General features: G+C 62.4%; 11 protein-coding genes and 1 rRNA gene. 11 read left to right on the top strand and 1 reads right to left on the bottom strand.

Annotated features, from left to right (window positions below; all coding sequences use genetic code 11):
• The first annotated feature begins 165 nt into the window (after window positions 1–165).
• From rrf to BN3266_RS06925, 11 genes are all read left to right on the top strand, one after another.
• Window positions 166–282 (top strand): 5S ribosomal RNA (gene rrf, locus BN3266_RS06975).
• A 1,151-nt stretch (window positions 283–1,433) separates the two neighbouring features.
• On the top strand, window positions 1,434–2,003 hold the full coding sequence (locus BN3266_RS06970; protein WP_082671705.1) for a bactofilin family protein: 570 nt from the start codon (window positions 1,434–1,436) through the stop codon (window positions 2,001–2,003).
• Between the two features lie 39 nt (window positions 2,004–2,042).
• Complete coding sequence (locus BN3266_RS06965; protein WP_059004558.1) at window positions 2,043–2,657, top strand: bactofilin family protein; 615 nt, start codon at window positions 2,043–2,045, stop codon at window positions 2,655–2,657.
• Between the two features lie 21 nt (window positions 2,658–2,678).
• Entirely contained in the window at window positions 2,679–3,599 is a 921-nt protein-coding gene (locus tag BN3266_RS06960; RefSeq protein ID WP_059004557.1) for a polysaccharide deacetylase family protein, read from the top strand.
• A gap of 629 nt (window positions 3,600–4,228) precedes the next feature.
• On the top strand, window positions 4,229–10,039 hold the full coding sequence (locus BN3266_RS06955; RefSeq protein ID WP_059004556.1) for an isopeptide-forming domain-containing fimbrial protein: 5,811 nt from the start codon (window positions 4,229–4,231) through the stop codon (window positions 10,037–10,039).
• 697 nt (window positions 10,040–10,736) lie between these two features.
• Entirely contained in the window at window positions 10,737–12,656 is a 1,920-nt protein-coding gene (gene glgB / locus BN3266_RS06950; protein WP_059004555.1) for a 1,4-alpha-glucan branching protein GlgB, read from the top strand.
• A 13-nt stretch (window positions 12,657–12,669) separates the two neighbouring features.
• Entirely contained in the window at window positions 12,670–13,860 is a 1,191-nt protein-coding gene (locus tag BN3266_RS06945; RefSeq protein ID WP_021658199.1) for a glucose-1-phosphate adenylyltransferase, read from the top strand.
• Window positions 13,861–13,874: 14 nt separating this feature from the next.
• The gene (gene glgD, locus BN3266_RS06940; RefSeq protein WP_021658200.1) at window positions 13,875–15,002 is read left to right on the top strand and encodes a glucose-1-phosphate adenylyltransferase subunit GlgD; all 1,128 of its coding nucleotides are present in this window, start codon (window positions 13,875–13,877) and stop codon (window positions 15,000–15,002) included.
• On the top strand, window positions 15,003–16,448 hold the full coding sequence (gene glgA / locus BN3266_RS06935) for a glycogen synthase GlgA (RefSeq protein ID WP_021658201.1): 1,446 nt from the start codon (window positions 15,003–15,005) through the stop codon (window positions 16,446–16,448).
• Window positions 16,449–16,604: 156 nt separating this feature from the next.
• Window positions 16,605–19,046 carry a glycogen/starch/alpha-glucan phosphorylase gene (locus BN3266_RS06930; protein ID WP_021658202.1) on the top strand — a complete coding sequence of 814 codons (2,442 nt, stop codon included), beginning with the start codon at window positions 16,605–16,607 and terminating at the stop codon, window positions 19,044–19,046.
• Window positions 19,047–19,059: 13 nt separating this feature from the next.
• Window positions 19,060–21,078, top strand: coding sequence for a glycoside hydrolase family 13 protein (locus tag BN3266_RS06925; protein WP_075109690.1), 2,019 nt, complete (start codon window positions 19,060–19,062; stop codon window positions 21,076–21,078).
• A 704-nt stretch (window positions 21,079–21,782) separates the two neighbouring features.
• Here BN3266_RS06925 and BN3266_RS06920 read toward each other — a convergent pair.
• Window positions 21,783–25,013, bottom strand: a complete 3,231-nt coding sequence (locus tag BN3266_RS06920) for an FILTED domain-containing surface protein (protein ID WP_207644007.1) — start codon at window positions 25,011–25,013, stop codon at window positions 21,783–21,785.
• Window positions 25,014–25,208 lie beyond the last annotated feature (195 nt).

The following is a 25,208-nucleotide window of genomic DNA, read 5'->3' as shown; positions in this document are numbered from 1 at the left end:
CAGGTAAGACCCCTTGAAGACTACGAGGTAGATAGGCTGCAGGTGTACGCACGGTGACGTGTTGAGCTGGGCAGTACTAATCGGTCGAGGGCTTGACCTTGTGAAGCGGTTCTCATTCAGTCTATTCCCCTTTATTCAGTTTTCAAGCTGTATTTTTGCAGCACAGTTGGTGTTGATGGCGCGTAGGATCCACCCGTTCCCATCCCGAACACGGAAGTTAAGCTACGCAGCGCTGAAGATACTTGGCGGGAAGCTGCCTGGGAAAATAGGGCGATGCCAACACAAAAAAGACCATCCGAAAGGATGGTCTTTTTTGCTGCCTTGATATGTTTTATCTAGCCGGAATTTATCATTTTGGGCCAGGGAGCGCAAAGAGGCTTTGGGTTCAAACATCAAGCGAAGCGAGAAATGAGGAGAAACCTCACTATATCGAAATATCTTCCCAGCGCATCATGCCTGTTCGCGGGCTGTGGTGCAGGGGACAAGCGACACGAGTGGAAGGATTTCCAGTGCTTTTTGAAGGACTTGCCAGTATGATGTCCTTTTAAAACTTTCTCAGACCCAGGCCCCTGGCGCAGCGGAGAGCCTGACTCAAGAAAGAGCAGCGGCAGGGCGGCAGAGGATCAGAGCTTTTTTAGAGGGAAGAATGGGCCCTCCCCCCTGTGCGACAGAGCCCCCTCCGGCAGAGGGACAAGTTTCCCCCCTAAATGTCGACAGATAAGCGGGATAACTGTTTCTGTTGCTTCGGCTCTTTCCTTATATAGAGAATGGTTTTACGGCGATATGGAGAAAACGAGGATAGAAAAAAGCGCCGCTTTTTGCCTAAAGGACCCCCTTTTTTGCAACAGGAGAAAGGCTGATTTATCGCCCTTTTTTGATGTGACCCCCCTGTTGCCTGAAGGGGGGAACGAAAGAGAAGGGGAAAACCGTCGCTCGATGAGCAGCTGGTTTGGGGTGGGAACCAACCAGAACTGGGGAAGAGAGGCAGTTGTAGAGCGTCCAGTCACTGTGCGCACCGCCGAACATAGGGAGTGTCCTGGCAAGGTATAGAAAGAGAAGAGCAGAAAAGGGCGAATTGGCGGAGAGAAGAATCACAAGTTCTTTCAATATTCGACAACATTGGCTATTTTGAATGAAATTCGCTTTACAAAAAGCGCGGGAATTGGTATTCTTATTTATATTCCAGTTAAACAATTGGACGATAGTAGTGCTTTAATAGAGAATTTTGACGGTTGAAGGGGCCCTACTCCGGAATACAGGGCGATTGGCAAAAAAACCATTCCCTTGCGGCGAGTGGAGGCGTACGGCGCTGGTGGTTTATTTGCAAAGCAGGGCGGGTAAGGTGTCGAAAGGGGAACAGCGGCACCCCTGCCCGGGAACGGGGATGGAACGGCCGCTGTCGGCATACAGAGCAGGAGTTGGAGGAGGAGAAGATGGCAGTGGAGCAAAAGAACAGAGATTTCACAGGCGACCAGTGGGAAACAGGTGCAGGAGAGGGCTCCGTACTGGTGGAGGACGTGCTGATCGAGGGCATGGTGCGCACCTCCTCACCGGTGCGGCTGATGGGCCGTATCAAGGGCGACCTGCTGGCAGAGAGCCGGGTCGTCGTCAGCGGCAGCGTTGAAGGGGATGTGAGCGGCTGCGAGATCCTGCTTGCCGGCGCCTCCATTCACGGCGACGTCAAAACGGCTGGGAGTATCCAGATGGACCGGGAGACCGAGGTCACCGGCGATCTCTCCGCGCAGCGCATCGAGATGTCCGGCAGTGTTGAGGGGAATTTGCAGGTGGAGAAGACCCTGCTCATGGGGAGAACGGCCTCTGTACAGGGAGATATTTCGGCGGGGGCCGTCTCGATTGCCGAAGGGGCCGCCCTCAAGGGTCGCCTCGAGGTGCGGGGCCTGGGCGAAGAGCCGGAGCCGCTTCGGCAGGGAGAGCGAGAGCCCGTAGAGGATGAGGAGCCGCCTGTGGAAACAGCGCCTGAGACGGGCGGGAGCGAGGAGTAGGCATTGCCGCACGGGCAATGACGAGTGGAGGAAGAGACGATGGGAAAGCAGCAGAACAATTTTAAGCAGGCCATGGCGGAACTGCTCAACGGCCGGAACGCCGACCCCGCGCAGGAGGACGTGACAGAGCAGCCGCTGACTGCCGCGGTGGAGGAGGAAAGGCCGCTGCCGCCGGTGGAGCGCCCCCAGAGCCTGCAGGTGGAGATCCCCGCCTGGACAGGGCGGGGCGGCTCGGTGATTGCCGAGGAGATGACCGTCGAGGGGAAGGTGTACACCGATTCTCCCCTGCAAATTCGGGGCCGCATCAAGGGCAGCGTCGCCGGGCGGGGCAGTCTGCTCATCAGCGGCGGGGTCGAGGGCGACGTGCAGTGCGGTGAATTGCAGCTGCAGGGGGCCAAGGTGCTGAGCAATGTTCAATCCAGTGGCGCGGTGCGCATAGACACCCAGGCGGTGGTGAGCGGCGATCTGGCTGCCGGAGAGTTGGAGCTGGCGGGCAAGATCAAGGGCAACCTGCAAGTCGAGGGGACGGCCGTGCTAGGCAGTTCGGCCGTGCTCATCGGCGACCTGCGGGCACACCGGCTCTCCATTGCCGAGGGCGCGGTGCTGCAGGGCAGTGTAGAGGTCACCGGTGGTCTGCAAGACACCGCGTTTTAGGGGCCCGGCGGGGAAACGGCGATGGAGAGAGAAAAGCGGGCCTCAAAATATCTGGGCAGTGTGCGCTTTTACCGGCATCTGATTGTCGGGATGGTGCTGGGGGGGCTGCTCCTTTCCACCGGACTGGCGGTCTTTTGGGGGGTGGAAAACCGCCAACTGAAAAGCGCAGCGCCGGTTTCGGTGGAGCAGGAACAGGCCCTGGCCCCGGTGCAGATGGTGCTGCCGGATGGGGTGGCCGCCGGGGAAGAGGGGATCGCCTACCAAACCGCCCACCCCACCCTCTACGCCGAGGAGCGGGACTTTGCCTTTGCCCCCGACCAGGAGAAGACGGTCTATCTCACCTTTGACGACGGGCCCACCCAGCGCACGGGGGAGATTTTGGACGTCCTGGACCAGTACGGGGTGAAGGCGACCTTCTTTGTGGTCTACCGCGACGACGAGACGTCCAAGGAGCTGTACCGCGAGATCGTGGCCCGGGGACACACCATCGGCGTTCACTCCGCCAGCCACGATTACAGAAAGGTCTACCAGTCGGTGGACAGCTACCTGGACGACTTCGACCAGATGTACCAGCAGATCTACGAGGTCGCTGGGGTACGGCCGGACCTCTTTCGCTTCCCCGGGGGGAGTGTCAACGCCTACAACATGGACCTCTACCAGGAAATCATTGCGGAGATGCTGCGCCGGGGCTTTGTCTACTACGACTGGAATGTGGGCAGCGGGGACACCATGCGGGGGGCCACCGCCGCCACCATTGCCGACCGGGTGGTGGGAGGGATGCCCGAAAAGCGGGGCATCGTCCTCCTTCACGACAGCGCGAACAAGACCCAGACGGTGCAGGCCCTGCCCCAGATCATTCAGCGGCTGCAAGCCCAGGGATACAGCTTCGCCCCCCTGGACAGGACGGTGCGCCCCTGCACCTTTGGCTACCAATCGGAATAGGGAGGGACGACCTCTCCGGCGCCACCCAGTTGGGCGGCGCTTTTTTTTGCTCCCTGTCGGCCCGGGAGAGGCGAGGGGTGCATCCTGCACAGCGGCGGCCGACGGGAAAAGGGGACCGGCAAGGGGAAAGGGGCTGGCCAAAGCCGGTTTTCCCCCTTATACGGGTTTTGGCGGGCCGCTTTTTCGAATGGGAAACAGGGGTGTCCGGGGGACGGCGGGAAACGGGAAGGTCTCCACTTTGTGAATGGGGCGAAGCGGGCCGGCGGCGAGGGGTGTCAAAAAGCGGCCCTTGTACGGTTGAAAACGCCCTCTTTTTCTGTTGGGAGAGGGGAGGAGAGAAAAAGGGAGAAAAACGAAAGGGATGAAGGCTCTTTTTACCAGTATTAAAAACAGGGGAAAACAGATAAGAAATGTGACAGAATCTTGACAATTTCCGGGATGGTGCTAAAATAATAGATAAAGTTTAGTATGATTTTTCGTTCGCGAAAAGTCTTTTTTAATTGCATTAAATTTGTATATAATTTTGGCCAACTTGCCTACTGCAAGTTGGCTTTTTTGTCGTATGTGTACAAAAAACAAAATCGAACGAAAAATCATAATTTTCTAAAAATTTTGGAGAGGTGTAAAAGATGAAAAAACGCACAGCATCCATTGGCATTGCCCTGGCGCTGGTCCTCTCTCTCTTTATGCCGTTGATGCCGGTGACCGCAATGGCGGCCGGCGGCGATACGCCGACAGGAGAGGCGGGCGACGCGCCGGAGGGATACCAACCGCCCCAGTATGAAAAGGGAAAAATCAATCTGGACGGCTACTACACGGTGGGCAGTGACGGAAAGCTGTCGCAGAAGCTGGAGTGGTCTTTTCCCTTTGAAAACCCCCTCCGGCCGGGCGAGGGCCTGTCCGACCCCTCCCGCCCCTATGCATACCAGCTCTGGCAGTCCAAAAAGGGGGCTGACGGCAACTGGAGCAAGTGGGAGACCCGCTCCACTGTGGACGTGGACGACGCCTCCAACAAGGTAAAGGTGCTCAACATCTATCCGGGGAACGGAAACAATCTCAAACAGTGGATGGAGACGGATACCACCCAAAACCCCCTTACTCACAATCAAGTCCCGTTCGGTATGGGGCTTATTTCCGTTACACCTGTAAATCTGGACGATTTCAATAACAACCCCAACGGATACCTGAAAAATGCGGCCGGCGTCTACCAGTACGACGTGCTGATGTTTGGCTCCTACGACAGCAATGGCTCCAAAGATTTAAGTGCAACCGGGGCAACGGCCGTAAAGGAGTTTTTGGCCACCGGCCGCGGCGTCCTCTTTGGGCACGACACCATTCGCTACGACCATCCCAATTTCGGTGTGTTTGCGGGAGTCGACTACCTCAATTTTTCTGATTTGGGCTCCTCCTGGTCGATGGATACCACCGGCGGTACCGATGTAAAGGTGGTCAACACCGGCTTTCTCACCAGCCGCCCCTGGGACCTGGAGGGGAGGACGCTGCACATCCCTGCCGCCCACGCCCTGGGCCAGGTCTCCGGCGGGACCGATGCCGACGGCTCGCTGCGCAACCAGGTGTGGATGAAGTTCTCCGACGCCGCCGGCAATCCCAAAGACGGAAAGGTCGACTATCGAGCATCCACCCCCTGCGCCTACCTCACCACCAACGGAAACACCGCCATGATCCAGACGGGTCACTCCAACGGAGCGGCCACCGAAGACGAGAAGAAGATCCTGGCCAACACCCTCATCTACCTGGCCCAGACCACCCAGAAAACCGACACAAAAGACATCTCCTTCACCGATGACGCCGCGCCGGACAAACCCAAGGGCGAGGTGAGCGGCATTGCGCCCAATGATAGCCTCACCGGCTATACGGCGCAGGTGACCCTGAGCGGCTCGACCGACAACGGCACCGACTACGCCTACCGGGTTTTGGGCATCCCCCAGAAGGAGCCCAATTCCGAGCAGGACAAACAGGAATATGTGAACGTCTGGTCCAGCAGCGCCACCGACCCCACCGACCCCTCTGTCTTTCGGCAGACGGCCCTCTCCGGCCTGAAGGGGTATGTGGTCACCGGGGTGGACAAGAGCAGCGCGGCGGCGGCCAAACCCACCGTGACCGAGGACAACCTGCTCCGGGCCTCCAACGCGGGCGACAAGGTGGACTACACCACCGCCCAACTGGTGCCGGGGGAGACCTACTACCTGCACGCCTTCGCGGTGGACTGGTCGGGCAATGTGAGCGGGGATCTGCTGCTGAAGATCAATGTGAGCGCGCGGCAGGTGAACTTTTACCGCAACGACGGCAGCGGCGACAAGACCAGCACCCTTCTCACCGGCGACGGCAAACCGGCCGGCTTTGTGGACGGCCTCTCCCGCGAGGGTTACGCCTTTAAGGGCTGGTATGAAAACGCCGAGGGCATCGGCAGCGCCGTGACCCGGGACACCACCTTTCAGACCACTCCGACAGAGCCGGTGGAGCTGTACGCCAAGTGGGTCAAGACCTGGCAGGTGACCCTGGGCCAGCGCGGCGAGGGCGAGGTGCGCGCCGAGGCAAACGGCGGCGCGGTCAGCCCCTTTGAAGAGGGGAGCGACGTGACCGTGACCTGGCAGCCGGCGGCCGGCTACCGGGTCAAGGGGGTGTGGCTGGACGACGTGCTGCTGCAGCCCGACGGCAGCGGCAGACTGACCATCCCCGCCATCGGCGCAGACCACCACGTGTTTGTGGAGTTTGAGAGGGAGAGCAGCGCGGAGGAGCAGGTGTACTACAGCGTGGACACCATGCTCATCGGCGGCGGGAACGCCAGCTCCATCACCCCCAGCCGCCGGCTGCAAAAGGACAGCCCCGAGACGGAGAACTACCAGGTGCGCTGGGAGGTGGCACCCGGCTACCGCGTCAAATCGGTGCGGATAGACGGGGCCAACCGGCCCGATCTGGTGGGCAGGGACGGCGTGACCTTTGCCCGGGTCGAAAACAACCACCGGGTGGAGGTGGAACTGGTCAAGGAGGATGCGGCCCCCCTGTCCTACCGCGTGACCACCGAGTTGGTGGGCGGTCCGGGGAGCATCACCCCCTCGGCCTGGGTGCCGACGGGCGGCGACTATGCGGTGAAGACGGTGCTGGGCGACAGCAAAAACTACGAGGTCAAGTCGGTCACGGTCTATGACGCCCAGGGCAACCAGGTCAGCGGCTTTGCGGTGGACAGCGCCGCCGGCAGCGCCGAGCTGACCAATATCCAACAGGACTACCGGGTGGTGGTGAAGCTGGGCGGCAAGGAGCAGACCGGCGTGGTCACTGTGCCCGAAGACGAGCTGATCCGGGTGGACACCTCCAAAGACGGGGGCGGCAGCATCTCGGAGTCGAAAGTCGTGAAGAAGGGCGAAAACTACACGGTGGAGTGGTCGGCCGAAGAGGGCTGGACGGTGCTGGAGGTAAAGGTCGACAGCGAGAAGACCTACTACCCCGAAGGGGGAAGTGCCCGCCGGGCGGTCTATCGCAGCGGCCGCAGCAGCGGCAGCATTGTCATCGGCACCCCGGGGGTCTACCCCTTTGAGCAGATCCAGGAAGACCACACCATCCATGTGACCTTTGTCAAGGCGAAGTACGAGGCCCCTGCGGGGACCTTCAGCGTGCAGACCTCCATCACCGGGGACTGCGGGGCCACCATCACCGGGGGCAACGGCTCCCTCGATCCGGGCAGCGACTACCCGGTGAGCTGGACGGTGCCGGAGGGCTATCGGGTGGTGGGCGTGCTGGTCAACGGTGTCGCCCGGGACGACCTGCTGGAGGCCGGCGGGTTCGCGGTCACTGGCATCGACCAGAACTACCTCATCGAGGTGGCGCTGGAGAAGGCGGACGGCAGTCAGCCGGAGAAGAAGGAGCAGTACACGGTGGCCACCGCGGTGTACGGCCTGGAGGACGCAACGGCGGCCAACATGACCCCCACCACCATTCTGCCCAAGGGGGCGGACCACAGTGTGGGGTGGGCGGTGCCCAGCGGCTACCGGGTGGACAGGGTCGTCATTGACGGGGTGGAGAGCGCCGCCACCTCGGCCAGCTTCCCGAACATTGGGCGCGACCACACGGTGGAGGTCTACTTTGCCGCCGACAGCGGCGCACAGCCCGACCTGCACCGGGTGAGCACCCAGGTCGTCGGCGGGCTGGGGACCATCACCTCCGGCGGCACAGTGGCCGACGGGGGCAGCTTCACGGTGGGCTGGGAGCCGGCGCCCGGTTACCACCTGGCCAGCGTCATTGTAGACGGCCAGGTGCGGGACGACCTGCTTACCGCCGACAGCCACACCCTGCAAAACATCACCGCCGACCACACGGTGGGGGTGGTCTTTGCCAAAGATGGCGAGAGCCAGGGCCCCGAGCACAGCGAGAGCGGCAGCTTTGTGGTGGAGACCGCCCAGGTGGGGGCGGGGAGCATCACCCCCACCACCACCGTAAAGGAGGGGGCCGACCACACCGTGACCTGGCAGCCGGCCAACGGCTGGCGGGTCAAAGAGGTGCGGGTGGACGGATTGGTCCAGCCCGGTCTGCGGGACCAGACCGAATTTGTCAACATCGGCGCCAACCACAGGGTAGAGGTGGTCTTTGAGCGGGACGGCGGGTCCTCCGATCCGGACGCCGACCCCCTCTACCGGGTGGATACGGCCATTGACCGGGTGAAGGGGACCATCACCGGCTCCGCCGTGCTGGAGGGCGGCAGCGATCATCAGGTGAACTGGCAGGCGGCCGAGGGGTACGAGGTCTACCGGGTGACGGTGGATGGACAGGAGCGCCCCGACTACGCCGGCAAGACCTCCGGCAGCCACGCCTTTGCCGACATTCGGCAAAACCACAGCGTGGTGGTGGAGTTCGTGCGGGTGGACAGGGTACAGCCCGAACTGGGCAAAGGGGTGGTCAACGATGATCGTACCGACGGCAACCAGTCGGGAGACCGGCTGACCTACACCCTGACGGCCAAGAACAACCAGCAGAACACCCTCTGGAAAGACGTGGTGATGAAAGACCGCCTTCCCCAGGGGATGACCATTGACACCGACAGCATCTACCTCTCGAAAAACGGAGGGGAGCCGGTACCGGTGGACGCCTCCTGCTATGACGCCGCTACCCGGCTGCTCAGCGTGCCCATCGGCTCGCTGCTGGGGGGCGACGAGTACGTGCTGACCTTTGACGTGCTCATCAATCAAGTGGCCATCCAGCCGGGCGACCCGTCGGACCGGGACCTGTCCAACACCGCCCAGGCCGACGGCGATAACGGCAGCGCCACCTCTCCCACCGTGACCCCCAACGGGGACGGCGGCGCCCGCCCCATCCCCTATCCCAACGGGCACCTGGCCAAGGTCGCCGAAAACTTGACGGACGGCGGCGGCAGGGTGCAGGTGGGCGACCGGGTCCGGTACACCCTGCGGGCAGAAAACGGCCGCTACGGCTCGGTCTGGACCGGCGTCTCCATTGTGGACACCCTGCCCCAGGGGCTGGAAATCGACCTGGACAGCATCTGTTTGGTGGGGCCCGACGGCAGCAAAAAGGCCCTGGACGCCGGCGTGTACGACCCGGCCAGCCGCACCCTGGCGGTCTTTGTGGGGGACATCTACGGCGGCGAGCGGTATGAGTTGGTGTTTGAGACCACCGTGGGCGCCGACGCCCTGGGCCGCGACATCGGCAACACCGGCGAAGCCTATGGCGGCCGCCCCACAGAGGACGGCGAGCCGGGCCATTGGGGCGGGTCGGAGGACTATCCCCACCAGCCGGGCGACCCCGTGGAGCCGGGCGATTGGCCGGTGACGGCGGATGAGCCCGCTGCCAGCGAAAAGGTCTACCCGGGGACGGACGAGGAGGTCTTGCTGGCCGACCCCGACCCGGTGCTGGACAAAACGGTGGAGCAGCCGGACCGGCCCAACGGGGACACCCACCTGGGCGACGCGCTGCTCTACACCGTGACGCTGGAAAACCCCACCAAGTATTCGGAGTGGCGCAATGTCTCCATCTTCGACTATCTGCCCGCGGGGCTGAACCTGGACGAGGGGAGCATCCGCCTGACCTATCCGGACGGGCACACCGAAAAGGTGCCCTCCAGCTGTTACAATGCCTGGGAGCGCACCCTCGAAGTGCAGATCCCGGTGCTGCGGGCGGGGGAGAAGTACACCCTGACCTACAAGACGATGGTGTACGACCCCAACGACGCCGAGATGCAGGAGAGCGGGGAGTTGGTGAACACCGCCGAGGCGGTCGGCACCGATCCGGACGGGAGCCGGGACAGCACCGGCCCCACCGCCAGCGCCTCGGTGCGCTACCCGGTGGACGCCAAGAAGGGGGTCTACACCGGCGATGACAGCTGGCAGGCCGCCCTGCTCTGGGGCGCTATTTCCGGGGGAGCGGTGCTCCTTTGGACCACGGCTCGGAAGAGGGAGCGCAGAGAACGGTAACACCTGTTTCCTTTACAAAAAATGATTGGGGCTGGGAAGGATCTGCTTCCCAGCCCTTTTGTTGTGCCGTCTTTGGTTGGTCGAGGGGGTTCTTTGGCAATTTTTCCGGCAAGCCAGTCAGCCAAAGGGGGCGGGGGAGGGGGAAGACCGGTGGCTGCAACCCGGGTGTTTACAGAAGCGCCCTTTGGGAAAAGAGGGGGACCGCGGCAAAAAGCGGAGCGATGGGCCGGTGAAAAGAGGGCGGTTTTTACAAAATTGCCCGGGAAAAAATGGCGGCCTTTACAGGTGAAATGGCAAAGCGCACGAAAATTGGAAAGCATTTGCACTAAAACATAGAAAATGGAAGATAAATCAAATAAACACTGTAAGGGGTAGATAAAATATGGTATACTCAAAATACAAATTATAGTTATATTGACAGAAAGATATGAGAATAAGGGCGTGCCACCATGAGAGCAAAAAAACGCGGCAACAATGGCTTTTACAGACATCGAATGCGGGAGACGGAGACGAGGAGAGAGCGAGCCATGGCGTGTGCCTTCCCACCCGGCGCGTTTCGGGTGTGGTCGGGCCGCGCTGTTTTGCTTTTTTAAAGAGGTGACAAACTGCCTGATTTTTAGCGGGTCGGTTGTCGTATAGTGAGATGGGCGCCGCCCGCCGCCGAGAGGGGCGGGCGGCTGAAAGGGGGTTAACAGCCATGGAGGAAAAGGGCGGACTGGTCCCGGTGGACGACCTCTATCTCTTCAACACGGGAAAGGCGCAGAAGGCCTATTTGGCCTTTGGCTGCCACCATCTGCCGGAAAAGGGCTGCCACCGCTTCTGCGTGTGGGCCCCTGGCGCCGCCAGCGTTTCGGTGGTGGGGGACTTCAACGGCTGGGACGAGACCAGCCACCCCATGCAGCGGGGGGAGGGCGGCGTCTACACCGCCTTTGTACAGGGCGCCAAGAACGGAGACAACTACAAGTACCTGGTGGAGGGGTGCGACGGGGTCAAGCGGTACAAGGCCGACCCCTTCGCCTTTTACAGCGAGCTGCGGCCGGGCAACGCCTCCAAGGTCTGGAGTTTAAAGGGGTACAGCTGGCGGGACGGCACCTACCTGAAAAAGCGCCGCCGCAGAGACCCACTCCGCCAGCCCATGGCCGTGTACGAGGCGCACCTGGGCTCCTGGCGGCGGGAGGAGGACGGCGGTTTTCTCAACTACCGGGAGGCGGCCGACCAACTGGCCCCCTACCTCAAATCCATGGGCTTTACCCACCTGGAGCTGATGCCCATCACCGAGTACCCGCTGGACGAGTCGTGGGGCTACCAGGTGACGGGGTATTTCAGCCCCACCTCCCGCTACGGCACCCCCCAGGACCTGATGTACCTGGTGGACCGGATGCACCAGGAAGGGATCGGGGTGATCCTCGACTGGGTGCCCGCCCACTTCCCCAAGGACGCCCACGGCCTGGCCCGGTTTGACGGCACCTGCCTCTACGAGCACCAAAACCCCCTGCAGGGCGAACAGCCCCAGTGGGGCACCCTCCTCTACAACTATGGCCGGCCGGAGGTGCAGAGCTTCCTCATCTCCTCGGCGAACTTCTTCTTGGAGGAGTACCACATCGACGGCCTGCGCATCGACGCGGTCAGCTCGATGCTCTACCTGGACTTCGGCAAACAGCCGGGCCAGTTCGTCCCCAACAGGGACGGGGGGAATGTCAACTACGAGGCGGTCGCCTTTTTGCAGGCGCTCAACCGCACCCTCCTCTCCCTGCACCCGGACGCGGTGACCATTGCCGAGGAGTCCACCGCCTTTCCCCGGGTGACCGGGTCCCCGGAGGACGGGGGGCTGGGCTTCACCTTCAAATGGAACATGGGCTTCATGCACGACACCCTGGACTATGTGGAGATGGACCCCCTCTTTCGCCGGGACCACCACGGGGAGATGACCTTCTCCATGACCTACGCCTTTTCAGAAAATTACCTGCTCCCCTACTCCCACGACGAGGTGGTGCACGGCAAGCGCTCGATGATCGACAAGTGCTTTGGCGACTACTGGCAGAAATTCGCCACCCTGCGCGCCCTCTACGCCTTTCAGTATGCCCACCCGGGCAAAAAGCTGCTCTTCATGGGGGACGAGTTCGCCCAGTTCATCGAGTGGGACTACGGCAAGGAGCTGGACTGGTTTTTGCACGAGTACGACTCCCACAGCGGGATGGCCCGCTTTGTCTCCCGGCTGGGCCGGGTCTACCAGAAATACCGCGCCCTCTACGAGATCGACGACAGCTGGGAGGGGTTCCAGTGGCTGAGCGTGAACGACAACCAGCAGAGTTGTCTGGCCTTCCTGCGGCGCTCCAAGCCCTGGAGGGGGAAGGTGCAGCAGGTTTTGTGCGCCTTCAACTTCACCCCGGTGGTGCGCAGCGAGTACCGGCTGGGAATGCCCTGCCAGGGCGTTTTGCGGGAGATCCTCTCCAGCGACGACCGGCGGTACGGCGGCAGCGACGTGCGAAACCGGGAGGAGATCCACACCATGTTTATTCCCTGCGGGGATTTCGCGGCCTCGGCGGAGATCACCTTGCCGCCCCTGGGCGCCGCATATTTTGAGTTTATACCGGACGAGGAAAACAAAGATATTTAGGAGGCATTGAGAGATGGTTGTGAAAAAACAGTGTGTGGCAATGTTGCTGGCCGGCGGGCAGGGGAGCCGTCTGGGCGCCCTGACCAAAAAGCGGGCCAAACCTGCCGTCCCCTATGGAGGCAAGTACAAAATCATCGACTTCCCCCTCTCCAACTGTGTCAATTCCGGCATCGACACGGTGGGGGTGTTGACCCAGTACGAGCCGCTGGAGCTCAACGAGTACATCGGCACCGGGGCCCCCTGGGACCTGGACGTGACCGCCGGCGGCGCCCTGGTGCTGCCGCCCTATGTGTCCGGCCAGAAGGGGGAGTGGTACTCCGGCACCGCCAACGCCATCTACCAGAACATCCCCTTCATCGAGCGCTATGACCCCGACTACATACTGGTGCTCTCGGGCGACCACATCTACAAGATGGACTACTCGGATATGCTGGACTTCCACCGCAAGAAGGGCGCCGACGCCACCATCGCCGTCATCGAGGTGCCGATGGAGGAGGCCTCCCGCTTCGGCATCATGAACACCGACGAGGAGGGCAAGATCGTCGAATTCGAGGAGAAGCCCCCGGTGCCCAAGTCCAACACCGCCTCCATGGGCATCTACATCTTCAACTGGAAGACCATCCGCAGCTACCTGATGCAGGACAACGACGACCCCCACTCGGACAACGACTTCGGCAAGAACATCATCCCCGCCATGCTGACCGCAGGGGAGAAGCTCTATGCCTACGTTTTCAAGGGCTACTGGAAGGACGTGGGGACCATCGACAGCCTCTGGGAGTCGAACATGGAGCTGCTCGACGACAGCCCCCAACTGGACCTGCACGCCGACTGGTTCAGGATTTTCAGCCGCAACTACGCCCTGCCCCCCCACTACGTGGGCGAGAGCGGCAAGGTGGTCAACTCCATCATCGGCGACGGCTGTAAGATCTACGGCGAGGTGGTCAACTCGGTCATCTCCCCGGGCGTGGTCATCGGCCGGGGCAGCGTGGTCCGGGACAGCATCATCATGAAGGAGACCGAGATCGGCAAGAGCTGCACGGTGAACAAGTCGATCCTCGACGAGGAAGTGACCCTGGAGGACAACGTCTATATCGGCGGCGAGCAGAAGATCACGGTGGTGGGCACCGGGGTGTACGCCACCAAGGGCGCCATCATCTCGGAGGGCGACATGATCGAGCCCAACCGGGTTCTCAAACAGGATTAGGGGAGGACAAAACAATGCGCAAAGACGTATTCGGCCTGGTGTATGCAGGCGAGGAAAACATCAACTTGAGAGAGCTGGTCAATCTGCGCTCGGTCTCGGCCCTGCCGGTGGGCGGGCGGTACCGGGTCATCGACTTCACCCTCTCGAACATGGTCAATTCGGGCATCCGCAACATCGGCATCATCCCCAAGAAAAACTACCAGTCCCTCATCGACCACGTGGGTTCGGGCAAGGACTGGAACCTGGACCGCAAGACCGACGGGCTGTTCATCCTGCCCCCCTACGACACCTTTGAAAACACCGGCAGCTACAACGGGCTGGTGGACACCCTCAAGGGCGCGTCTGCCTATATCCGCCGGGCCCCCCAGAAATACTGCCTGCTCACCGGCTCCTTCACCCTCTTCAACTGCGACTACTACGGGATGTTCGAGCGCCACATGGACACCGGGGCCGACATCACCATGCTCTACAACGAAGAGCCCACCTGCGCCGAGAAGGGGGCCCACTTCAAGGACCTGCGGCTGACCATGAACGACGACGGCCGGATCACCGACATGCAGTACCGCTCAGAGAAATCCAGCCAGAAAAAGGTGGGGATGGACGTCTACCTGGTCCGCAAGGACCTGCTGGAATACCTGGTGGACGACGCCATGGCCCACGGCAAGTACAACTTCGTCACCGACGTGCTCATCAAAAACCTCAAGCACCTGAAGATCTACGGCTACAAGCACGGCGGCTATGTCTCCCGCCTGAGCTCGGCCGCCTCCTACCAGCAGCTGAACATGGACTTTCTCAAACCCGAGGTGCAGGACGACCTCTTCTGCAAAGAGCGGCCGATCTACACCAAGGTCAAGGACGGGGCGCCGGCCAAGTACGGCAGCGAGGCCCTGGTGAAAAACAGCCTCATCGGCTCGGGCTGCGTCATCGAGGGCGAGGTGGAGAACTCGGTCCTCTTCCGCGGGGTCTATGTGGGCAAGGGGGCAAAAATCAAAAACAGCATCGTCATGCAGGACAGCCGGATCTACGAGAACACCTCGCTGGACCAGGTGATCGTGGATAAGCGGGTCAACGTGCGGCCGTACTCCAACCTGGTGGGCAGCCAGGAGTACCCCCTGATCATCCCGAAAGGAGCGGTGGTCTAGATGGCGGAAAAGCGGGTCAAAGTATTGCTGGCCGGGGCGGAATGCGCCCCCTTCGCCAAAATCGGCGGGCTGGCCGACGTGCTGGGCACCCTGCCGCAGGAACTCATCCGGCTGGGGATGGACGCGCGGGTTATCCTGCCCTTCCACAGCCAGATCAAGGCCAAGTACGCCGAGAAGACCGAGCACGTGGCGGACTTTCACATCGACCTGGGCTGGCGCAAGGACAAGTACGTGGGGGTCGAAAAGCTGGTCAAGGACAAGGTGACCTACTACTTCATCGACTCCAACGACTACTTCTCCGGCCCGGTCTACAAGGGCGGCATGGAGGAGGGCGAACAGTACGCCTTCTTCAGCCGGGCGGTGATCGAGTGCCTGGACAAGATCGGCTTTATGCCCGACTTGCTGCAGTGCAACGACTGGCACACCGCCGTCATCCCCATGCTCATCAAGACCCAGTACGAGGGCCGTCCCCAGGGGAAGATCAAGACCGTCTACACCATGCACAACCTGATGTACCAGGGCGTCTTCAGCTTTGGCACGGTGCAGGATTGGCTGAACATCGACAGCCGCTACTACCACCCCGACTACATGGAGCTCAACGGCTGCGCCAACTTCGTCAAGTCGGCCCTGGTGTTTGCCGACAAGCTCTCCACCGTTTCCCCCTCCTACGCCGAGGAGATCAAGACCCCCTACTACGCCTGTAACCTGGAGGGGATGCTCAACAAGCGGGCGGGCGACCTGGTGGGCATTGTCAACGGCATCGACATAAACGAGTGGGACCCCGCCACCGACCCCCACACCCCCTACCACTTTGACAGGAACGACCTCACCGGCAAACGCCAGAACAAAGAGGCCCTCTACCGGGAGCTGGGGCTCACCGTGCCGGTGGACACCCCCCTCATCGGGATGGTCTCGCGGATGACCGAGCAAAAGGGCTTTGACCTGGTGATGCGGGTCTTTGACGAGATCATGGAAGAGGATGTGGCCATTGTCTTAGTGGGCACCGGCGACTACAAGTACGAGCACTTTTTCTGGGAGATGGAGCGCAAGTACAAGGGCAGGGTCTGCTCCTACCTGGCTTACAGCAACGCGGTGGCCCACCGGGTCTACGCGGCCAGCGACCTGTTCCTCATGCCCTCTAAATTTGAGCCCTGCGGCATCTCGCAGATGATCGCCATGCGCTACGGCACCCTGCCGGTGGTGCGGGAGACCGGCGGCCTGCGGGACACCGTCTTCCCCTACGACGAGCAAAACGGCCAGGGCAACGGCTTCTCCTTTGCAAACTTTAACGCCCACGACATGCTCTACGTCATCCGCTATGCCCTGTCGGTGCTCGCCGACGAGGGCGCGCACAGGGAATTGGTAAATCACGCGCTGGATTGCGACAATTCCTTTGCAGTTTCGGCGGAAAAATACTATACTATGTTTATGGACGTTTTAAGGTAAGATCGCATACATGTGGAACACGAGACGCAACACTGAATTTTACTACCATCTACCATAGAAGGCTGCGCGGGTGAGGCTCCCCTGCCTCGCCCGCGCAGCTTGCCCTGCTTATCGGGGCGATGCCTGAAACGCAGTAACTTTTGCGGGAGGTACGAGATGAAATCGACCAAACAGACGCCCGAGGTGAAGGCCATCGCGGGCAAGCTCAAACGGCATTTCGGCAAGACCCTGGAGAACGCTACAAGGGAAGAGCTGTACAAGGCCAGCGCCATGTGCATCCGCGACGAGGTGGTGGACAAGTGGACCGCCGCCAACGCCGCGGTGGAGAAAAAGGGCCTGAAAAAGGTCTACTACATGTCCGCTGAGTTTTTGATGGGGCGGGCCTATATCAACAACCTGGTCAACCTGGGGCTGCTGGAGCGGTACAAGACCGCCTTTGCCAACCTGGGACTGGATGTCGAGGAGGTCGCCTCGCAGGAGCGGGACGCCGGCCTCGGCAACGGCGGTCTGGGCCGCCTGGCCGCCTGTTTCCTGGAATCGCTGGCCACCCTTGACCTGCCGGCCATGGGCTGCGGCATCCGCTACGAGTACGGGCTGTTCAAGCAACGCATCATCGACGGCGAGCAGGTGGAGATGGAGGACAACTGGCTGGAAGACGGCTGTGTCTGGGAGATCGAGCGCCCCGACGAAGAGGTGGAAGTCCACTTCGGCGGCGAGATCGTCGAGACCTGGACCGACCACAAGATGAAGGCCGAACACAAAAACTACTACACCGTGATGGCGGTGCCCTACGACATGCCGGTGGTGGGCTACAAGAGCAGGTGCCCGGCCACCCTGCGGCTCTGGAGTGCCCGGGCCAAAGACCGCTTTGACCTCAAGAGCTTCAACTCGGGCGACTACATGCAGGCCATGCAGGAGAGGGAGGCGGCCGAGGTCATCAGCAAGGTGCTCTACCCCGACGACAGCCACGAGCAGGGCAAACAGCTGCGCCTCAAGCAGTTTTACTTCATGACCTCCGCCACCATGCAAAACCTGGTGCGCACCCACAAGGAGCGCCACGGCGACCTGCACAGCCTGCCCAACTACGTGGCGGTGCAGATCAACGACACCCACCCCACCTTGGCCATGCCGGAACTGATGCGCATTTTGATGGACGAGGAGAACTACACCTGGGAAGAGGCCTACAACATCGTCTCCCGGATGTTCAACTACACCAACCACACCATCATGGCGGAGGCCCTGGAGTGCTGGGAGGAGGGGATGTTCAAGACCCTGCTGCCCCGCATCTACTCCATCGTGCAGGAGCTCAACCAGCGCTACTGCGAAAAGCTGAACCGCTACTACCCGGGAGACATGGACCGCATCAGCAATATGGCCATTGTGGCCTACGGCCAGATCCGGATGGCAAACCTCTGCGTGGCCGTCGCCCGCCGGGTCAACGGGGTGTCCCAGCTGCACGGGGCCATCCTCAAAAACGACCTCTTTGCCGACTCCTACAAAATCTACCCCCAGAAATACCTGGCCATCACCAACGGCATCACCCACCGACGCTGGCTGGCCGTGGCCAACCCGGCCCTGACCAAGCTGATGACCGAGACCATCGGCGACGGCTTCATCAAGGACTACCGCCAGTTTGACAAGCTGATGGAATACACCGAGGACGAGGCCTTTTTGGAGAAGTTCGCCGCCGTCAAGCAGCAGAACAAACAGCGGCTGGCCGACTACCTCCTGAAAAAGCAGGGGATCGAAGTCAACGTCAACTCGATTTTCGACGTGCAGGCCAAGCGGCTGCACGAGTACAAGCGGCAGCTTCTCAAGTGCCTGCACATCCTCTACCTCTACAACTCCCTGCAGCAAAACCCCGACGCGGTGACCACCCCCATCACCTTCTTCTTTGCCGCCAAGGCCGCCCCCGGGTATGCCCGGGCCAAGAGCATCATCCGCCTGATCAACACCATCGGCGAATTGGTGAATAACGACCCGGCCACCAAGGGCAAGCTGCAGGTGGTGTTCATCGAAAACTACGAGGTCTCCTCGGCCGAGGTGCTGATCCCCGCCACCGACATCAGCGAGCAGCTCTCCACCGCCGGGTTGGAGGCGTCGGGCACCGGCAACATGAAGTTCATGATGAACGGGGCCGTGACCATCGGCACCATGGACGGGGCCAACGTGGAGATCTACGACCAGGTGGGGCCGGAGAACATCTACATCTTCGGGGCCAACGTCAAAGAGATCAAGACCATGCAGACCTACAAGACCTACCGGCCCGGCGAGTACTTCGAGAAAAACCTCGACGTGCGCGCCGCCCTGGACCGCCTCATCGACGGCACCCTGCCGGGGGTCTCGGCCCACCGCTTCTCCGACCTCTACCAGTCGCTGCTCTTCGGCGATTACGACGGGGCCGACAAGTACTTTGTCCTCCACGACCTGCCCTCCTACATCGGCAAGTTCGCGCGGGCCTACAAAAAGTACTGCACCGACCCCAAGGGCTGGCAGAAGATGGCCGCCATCAACACCGCCAAGTCGGGGGTGTTCAGCAGCGACCGCACCATCACCGAGTACAACGACAAGATCTGGAAGCTGGAAAAACTGAAGTAAAGGCGGGACGAATATGAGTATCCCTTTGAAGCCGGAGGTGACTGCCCGGCACCTGAGCCTGGACAGCCGCTACCGCAGCCCTCTGGGGGCTATGCCCACCGGGGGAGAGGTGCGCCTTTGGCTGGAGATCACCGCAGGCCAGGTGGAGGGGGCCGCCCTCCGGGTCTACCGGGGCGACCGGTCCGAGGACATCCCCATGGCGCGGGAGGAGGACGGCCGCTACGCCGTCGACCTGGCGGTGGGGGAGAAGCCCTGCGTGCTCTGGTACCAGTTTGTGCTCACCCTGCCGGGGGGGCGGCACCTCTACTGCGGGTTGCCCTTTGGGCAGATGGCGGGGACCGGCTCTGTCTACACCGAGCCGCCGGCCAGCTTTCAGCTGACCGTCTACGACCGGGATTTTCAGACCCCCGACTGGGTGAAGAAGGGGGTCATGTACCAGATTTTCCCCGACCGCTTCAAACAGGGGGACCCCCGCAACGCCAGCAAGGGCCGCCGTTACCACGAGAAGATGGGGCGGACGGTGCGGATGCACGAGAGCTGGGACGAGCAGCCCGACTATCTGCCCGCCGAGGGGGAGACCTTCTACACCCCCTGCGACTATTTCGGCGGCGACCTGAAGGGGATCGAAGAATCCCTGCCCTACCTCAAGGAGATGGGGGTGACCGTCCTCTACTTGAACCCCATTGTGGAGGCCGACTCCAACCATCGCTACAACACCGGCGACTACAAGAAGGTGGACCCCCTGTTGGGGAGCAACGCCGCCTTTGCCAGCCTCTGTCTCAAGGCCAAGGAGTGCGGCATCCGCGTCCTCTGTGACGGGGTGTTCTCCCACACCGGCAGCGACAGCATCTACTTCAACAAACTGCAAAACTACAACAACCTGGGTGCCTACCAGGGGGAGCAGTCCCCCTACTACCGGTGGTTCGACTTCTTCGGCGACCGGGAACACTACCGCAGCTGGTGGGGGTTTGACACCCTGCCCGAGGTCAACGAGGGCGAACCCAGCTGGCAGGAGTACGTGATCACCGGCAAGGGCAGCGTCTTTGACTGCTGGCTGCGGCTGGGGGCCTCCGGCTTCCGGTTGGACGTGGCAGACGAGCTGCCCGACGAGGTCATCTCCCTGATGCGCAAAAAGGTCAAGTCCCGCAGCGAGGACAACCTGCTGCTGGGCGAGGTCTGGGAGGACGCCACCATCAAGGAGAGCTACGGCCACAAGCGCCAGTACGCCCTGGGCCGGGGGCTCGACAGCGTGATGAACTACCCCTTTCGGGGGGCGGTCATCGACTACCTGTTGGAAAAGTCCACCGCGCTGGAGCTGCGGGACTTCCTCTGCGCCCAGCAGGGCAACTACCCCAAACCCATGTATTACAGCCTGATGAACCTGCTCTCCTCCCACGACGTGGCCCGCATCCGCACGGTGCTGGGCACCGAGATCGACGGGGAGGGGATGGACCGGCCCGACCAGGCCGCGTTCCTGCAGGGCATCGGCGACTACGAGGCCGCCCAGGGCAAAGGGCGCACCCGCCTGGCCATGGCACTGCAGTTCGCCGTCCCCGGCATCCCCAGCACCTACTACGGCGACGAGTGGGGGATGCAGGGGCTCAAGGACCCCTTCAACCGGGCCCCCTTCCGCCCCGAGGGGGAGGGGGAACTGCACCAGGTGGTGCAGCGGCTGGGCTCCCTGCGGGCCGCCACCCCCGCCCTGCAGACCGGCCACGCGGCCTTCTTCGCCCCCGCCCACGAGGTCATTGGGGTGCTGCGCTTCTGCCTGGACGGGCAGGACGCCTTTGGCAAGGCGGCGGAGGACGGCACCTACCTGGTGCTCTGCAACCGGGACGAGGTGGAGCAGGAGTTGACCGTTGACCTGCACCAGCCCTTCCCCGGGCTGGACGAGCCGGTTTTGGCGCGGCTGCGCGACGAGCCCTACACGGTGGCGGAAAATGTCTTGAGCGGCGTCATCTCCCCGGTGGAAGAGGGGAAGGTCACCCTGACCCTGCCGGCGGAGGACTTCGTCGTCTACCGGGTCCGCTAGAGAGCGGGCGAACGATCAGAGAAAAGAGCGGGGACCGTCCAGACGGACGGTCCCCGCTTTCCTTTTGTCAAAGAAATCCCTCGGCTGTGCAGAGGGTCCAGAGAAGCTTTCGCAAGGGGCCAAAAATGGAAACCTCTTTTGTTGGAAAAAGAGCGCGGTCTGCCAACTAGGCAAAAGTATTTAAGAGAAGGACATCAAAGCAGAAGGCGGTCTTGACCCAATGCACGTGCCCGCAGAGAGGCCGCTCCAAACGAGCGTTTCCAGCTCCGCAGGGTTCCTCAAGGGAAAAAACAGCATGATCGTCCTCGCGCGGTATGCAAATCTGAAGTGCAAATAGGGCGACCGGCAGTTGGGTGTCGGGCGCACTGCGTTGACACCGCAGGCAAGTATGGAAAAAAGATAGCGGAGTATATCCAAAATCAATTCAAAGACACAGATCAACTGGCAATAAAAGAACAGGTGGACCCGTTTACGGACAGCAGGCAAGGGGGTGGCAGGGCGTGCCAACGCCTTGAGGTGCGGCCGATAACGCAGGGCCCTGCCCGCATGTGTGGGGCCGCCAGCTCTGCCGGTGGGCCCCTCTTTGCCCGGAAAATGGGATTCCCCCAAAAAAGGGGGAGAGCCCGGCGCATCGACTGCGCCGGGCTCTCTTTATTTCCCGCACCGGTCAAAACCGGATCGGGGGGTATAGGACTGCCGAAAAGTTATTGGGCGGTGGCGGCGTCGGGGTCTTCTCTCTCGCCGCTGTCCTTCCGCCGTTTGATGGAGAGAACGGTGACGACCAGCTGGATCGCGGCAATCAGGGCCATGAGCAGGGTCCAGCGGTCGGTAAAGACCATGGGGTTGTGGATGTTCTCGGTGAGGAGGAAGGCCACAATGGAGCCGATGGCCGGCAGCAGGCTGAACACTCGCCAGAAGCCCTTGCGCTTGAGCTGCTCCTTCTCCGCTTCACCCTCGCAGGCCGGTGCGCCCTCTTCCCTCTCCTCTTTCCGCTTTTTCTTGCCGATAAAGTAGAAGACCAGCAGCAGGAGCGAGGCGACGGTGGTGGCGATGGCCAGGATCAGGTTGAGCAGCGCCCAGGAGGGGAAGACCGACTGCGGGGTCTCGGGGTCGGGGATCTCCACGTCGACAGCGGGCGTCTGGGCCTCGGGGGTTTCCGGGTCAGGGATCTCCACTTCAGGGGTCTCGGGGGCGATAGGGATGACGGGGGCAACCGGGCCGGCCGGCGTCGCGTCGGGCGGGGTCACCACCGGGGTCACCGGCGAAACGGGGGTGGGAGGGGTGGCCGGGGTGTCGGGGGCCGGGGGATCGACAGGGGGAACGACGGGGATTTCCACCGCCGAGTAGAGGACCCGGATCACAGCGCCGCTGCGAACGGTCGCGGGCAGACGCTCCGGGGCGTACCCGCGGAAGGTGTACCACGCGTACTGGTTGGGGGCGATCGCCTCCACCGCCAGGGTATCGTCGGCGCCCGCCCAGACTTGGCGCTCAACGCGCTGGGTGTCGCGGGGGGCGTCCTCCCCGTCAAGCCAGTGTTCGACGGTGTAGGAGAGGGTCTTGGTCTGTCTGTCGTCCTGCCGGTAGTAGAGGGCGATCACCCCGCCATTTTCAATCGTGTCCGGCAGTTCGGCCGGGCTGGTATGGTCCGGGGTATAGCCGGTATAGGTGCGGGGGGAGAGGGGGGCCACCGCCAGGGTGTCGGCAGCGCCTGCCCAGACCTGGGCGGTCACCGTGTCCACATCGCGGGGGGCGCTCTCGCCCTCGACCCAGTGCTCGACGGTGTAGGAGAGGGTCTTGACCTTGCTCTCGTCCGCGCCGTAGAGGGCGCGGATCACGCTGCCGTTCTCCACCGCCTCGGGCAGGGTCTCGGGGTCGGTGCCGAGGAATTGGTAGTTTTCAATGTTCCGGGAAGTGACGGGCTGGACTGCCAGGGTATTTTGGTGCAGGGGCACCTGGGCGCTGACCGTCTCGGTGGCCCGGGGCGACTGCTCGCCCTCGACCCAGTGCTCAACGGTGTAGGAGACCAGGTGGCTCGGCGCGCGCTCGGTGAAGCGGATGTGGTCGATGTTGACCAGCTGGCTGCCGCTGAGGGGGTAGACCGCATCGCGGCCGTCCGCGCTGGGGTAGTCGGTGTAGCGGTCGCCGTACTGGCTGTCGCTGTTGCGCAGATAGGCGGTGCCGTCGCCCGTCGAGAGGGCAAAGGAGTGATAGACCCTCCGCCCGACGGTGGATTTGTGTACAAGGGGGTTGATGGGCAGATGCAGACCGGCAATCACCTGACCGCTGCCGTCGAGGAGCTGCAGTGCCGTCTCGGTGTCCAGGGTCAGTTCGTTGTCTGCCTTTACAAAGCTGCCGCTCTCCGAGAAGCCGTCAAAGCGGCCGTTCAAAATGCCTTTGACGCCGGAGAGGTCGCTGTTTTTGCGGTCGATGGCCCACTTCTCGCCGGAGGCATAGGCCTCGAGGGCAACCGTGGGGTCGATGGAGATGGTGCTGCCGTCGGCATAGCCGCCCCCGCCGATCGCCGCTGCCGAGGGGCCGCCCACCGCTTTGACGCGGGCGCTGTTTTGGAGGGCGATGGCGCCGCCGTCCACCGCCCGGCCGCCGCCGATGCCGGCGCCGGAGGAGCCGCCGAAAGCCTCGATCCTGCCGCCGGAGATGGCGATGCGCTCGATTTTGTTGTCGGAACTCAGGGAGTTGCCGCCGCCGATGCCGGCCCCGGAATTGCCGCCCTTGGCGGTGATGGTGCCGCTCAAGATGGAGATGGCGCCGCTGTTGTTGCCGTTGCCCCCACCGATGCCGGCCGAAGAGGGGCCGCCGGTGGCGCGGACGACGAGGGCGCTGTCGCTGCCCCCCTCGGTGCCCAAGGTGATGTCCCCGGCGCTGGAGAGGGAGCTGGAGCGCATGCCGCAGCCGATGCCCGCCCCGCCGAAGGAGCCGTCTGACACCCCGCCGCCGATGGCGGTGATATTCCCGGCGGTGATGGTGACCTGGTTTCTCCCCTTGGCGGAGAAGGGGTACTCGCCCGAGCCGATACCCGCCGCGCCCGAACCGCCGGTGGCCTCGATGGTGCCGCCGGAGATGTTCACGTGGGCGATGCGCTGAAAGCCGCCGCCGATCCCGGCGCCCTGTGTGCCGCCCGCAGCGGTGATTTGGCCGGAAGTGATGGAGATATAGGCCGCAATGCTGCCCTCCTCATAGGAGTTGCAGCCGTTGGAGCCGCCGCCGATGCCAGCGCCGCCGCCGTTGCCGGTGGCGTTGATTTTACCGCCGGAGATGGCGATGGTGCCGCCAAAGCTGCCGTCGCCGCCGCCAATGCCGGCTGCGCGGCTGCCGCCAATGGCGGTGATGTCGCCGGAGGCAATGGCGATGTTCCCCGCAGCGGTGCGGGCGCCGGAGCCGATGCCCGCCGCCGAGCTGCCGCCCTGTGCGGTGAGCGCGCCGCTGCCGGCGAGGATGAGGGCGCTGTCGCCCGCCACCTGGATGCCGGGCCGGCCGCTGCCGCCGGTGAGACGGTTGGTCTGCGCCAGGGCGATGCGGGCGCTGCCGCCGGCCACCGAGACGGGCGCCTTGTTGGCCGCAGCGGCGATGGTCACCCCGCGCAGAGTGACATCGGTCATCTGGCCCGCCGTTCCAGTCAGGGTCACGGTGTTGGCAGTGCTGCCCTCTCGCTGGGAGATGACCGGGTGGTCGTCGAGGACCTCGGCCCTGTCACCCTGCGTCAGGTACTGGTGGCCGTCGGCCTTGGCGGTGACGGCGATGTCGCCGTCGTCGAGATACCAGACCCCCTCCTCGCGCTGGGCCGGAGCGGCCAGCACGGCGGTGGACATCCCCAACACCATGGCAGCGGACAGAGCCGCCGCCAAAAAGCGCTGGGCCGCCCTCTGGCCGGGCCGGCGCTTCTCTATTCTGGGCGAACGCTGTTTCATTCTGCTCATTCCTTTCTCCTGTGGAGGGTGCGAATACGGCATCCTTCTCTTCTCTCTGTCACCATCCTATCAGCGCACGGTCACGAATGCGGTCACGAAACAGAGAAGTTTTGAAAAAGATTGGAAAATATTTAACCCATCTTCCGAACATGAGGTCGGCCTCACGGGGGGGGAATTGCCTAATATGGCGCAAAAAGAGAGGGC

Source organism: Bittarella massiliensis (ex Durand et al. 2017), assembly GCF_001486165.1.
Classification (GTDB): Bacteria; Bacillota; Clostridia; order Oscillospirales; family Ruminococcaceae; genus Bittarella; species Bittarella massiliensis.
Note: the sequence above shows the minus strand (reverse complement) of the source record. Positions and strands in the feature narration are given on the sequence as shown.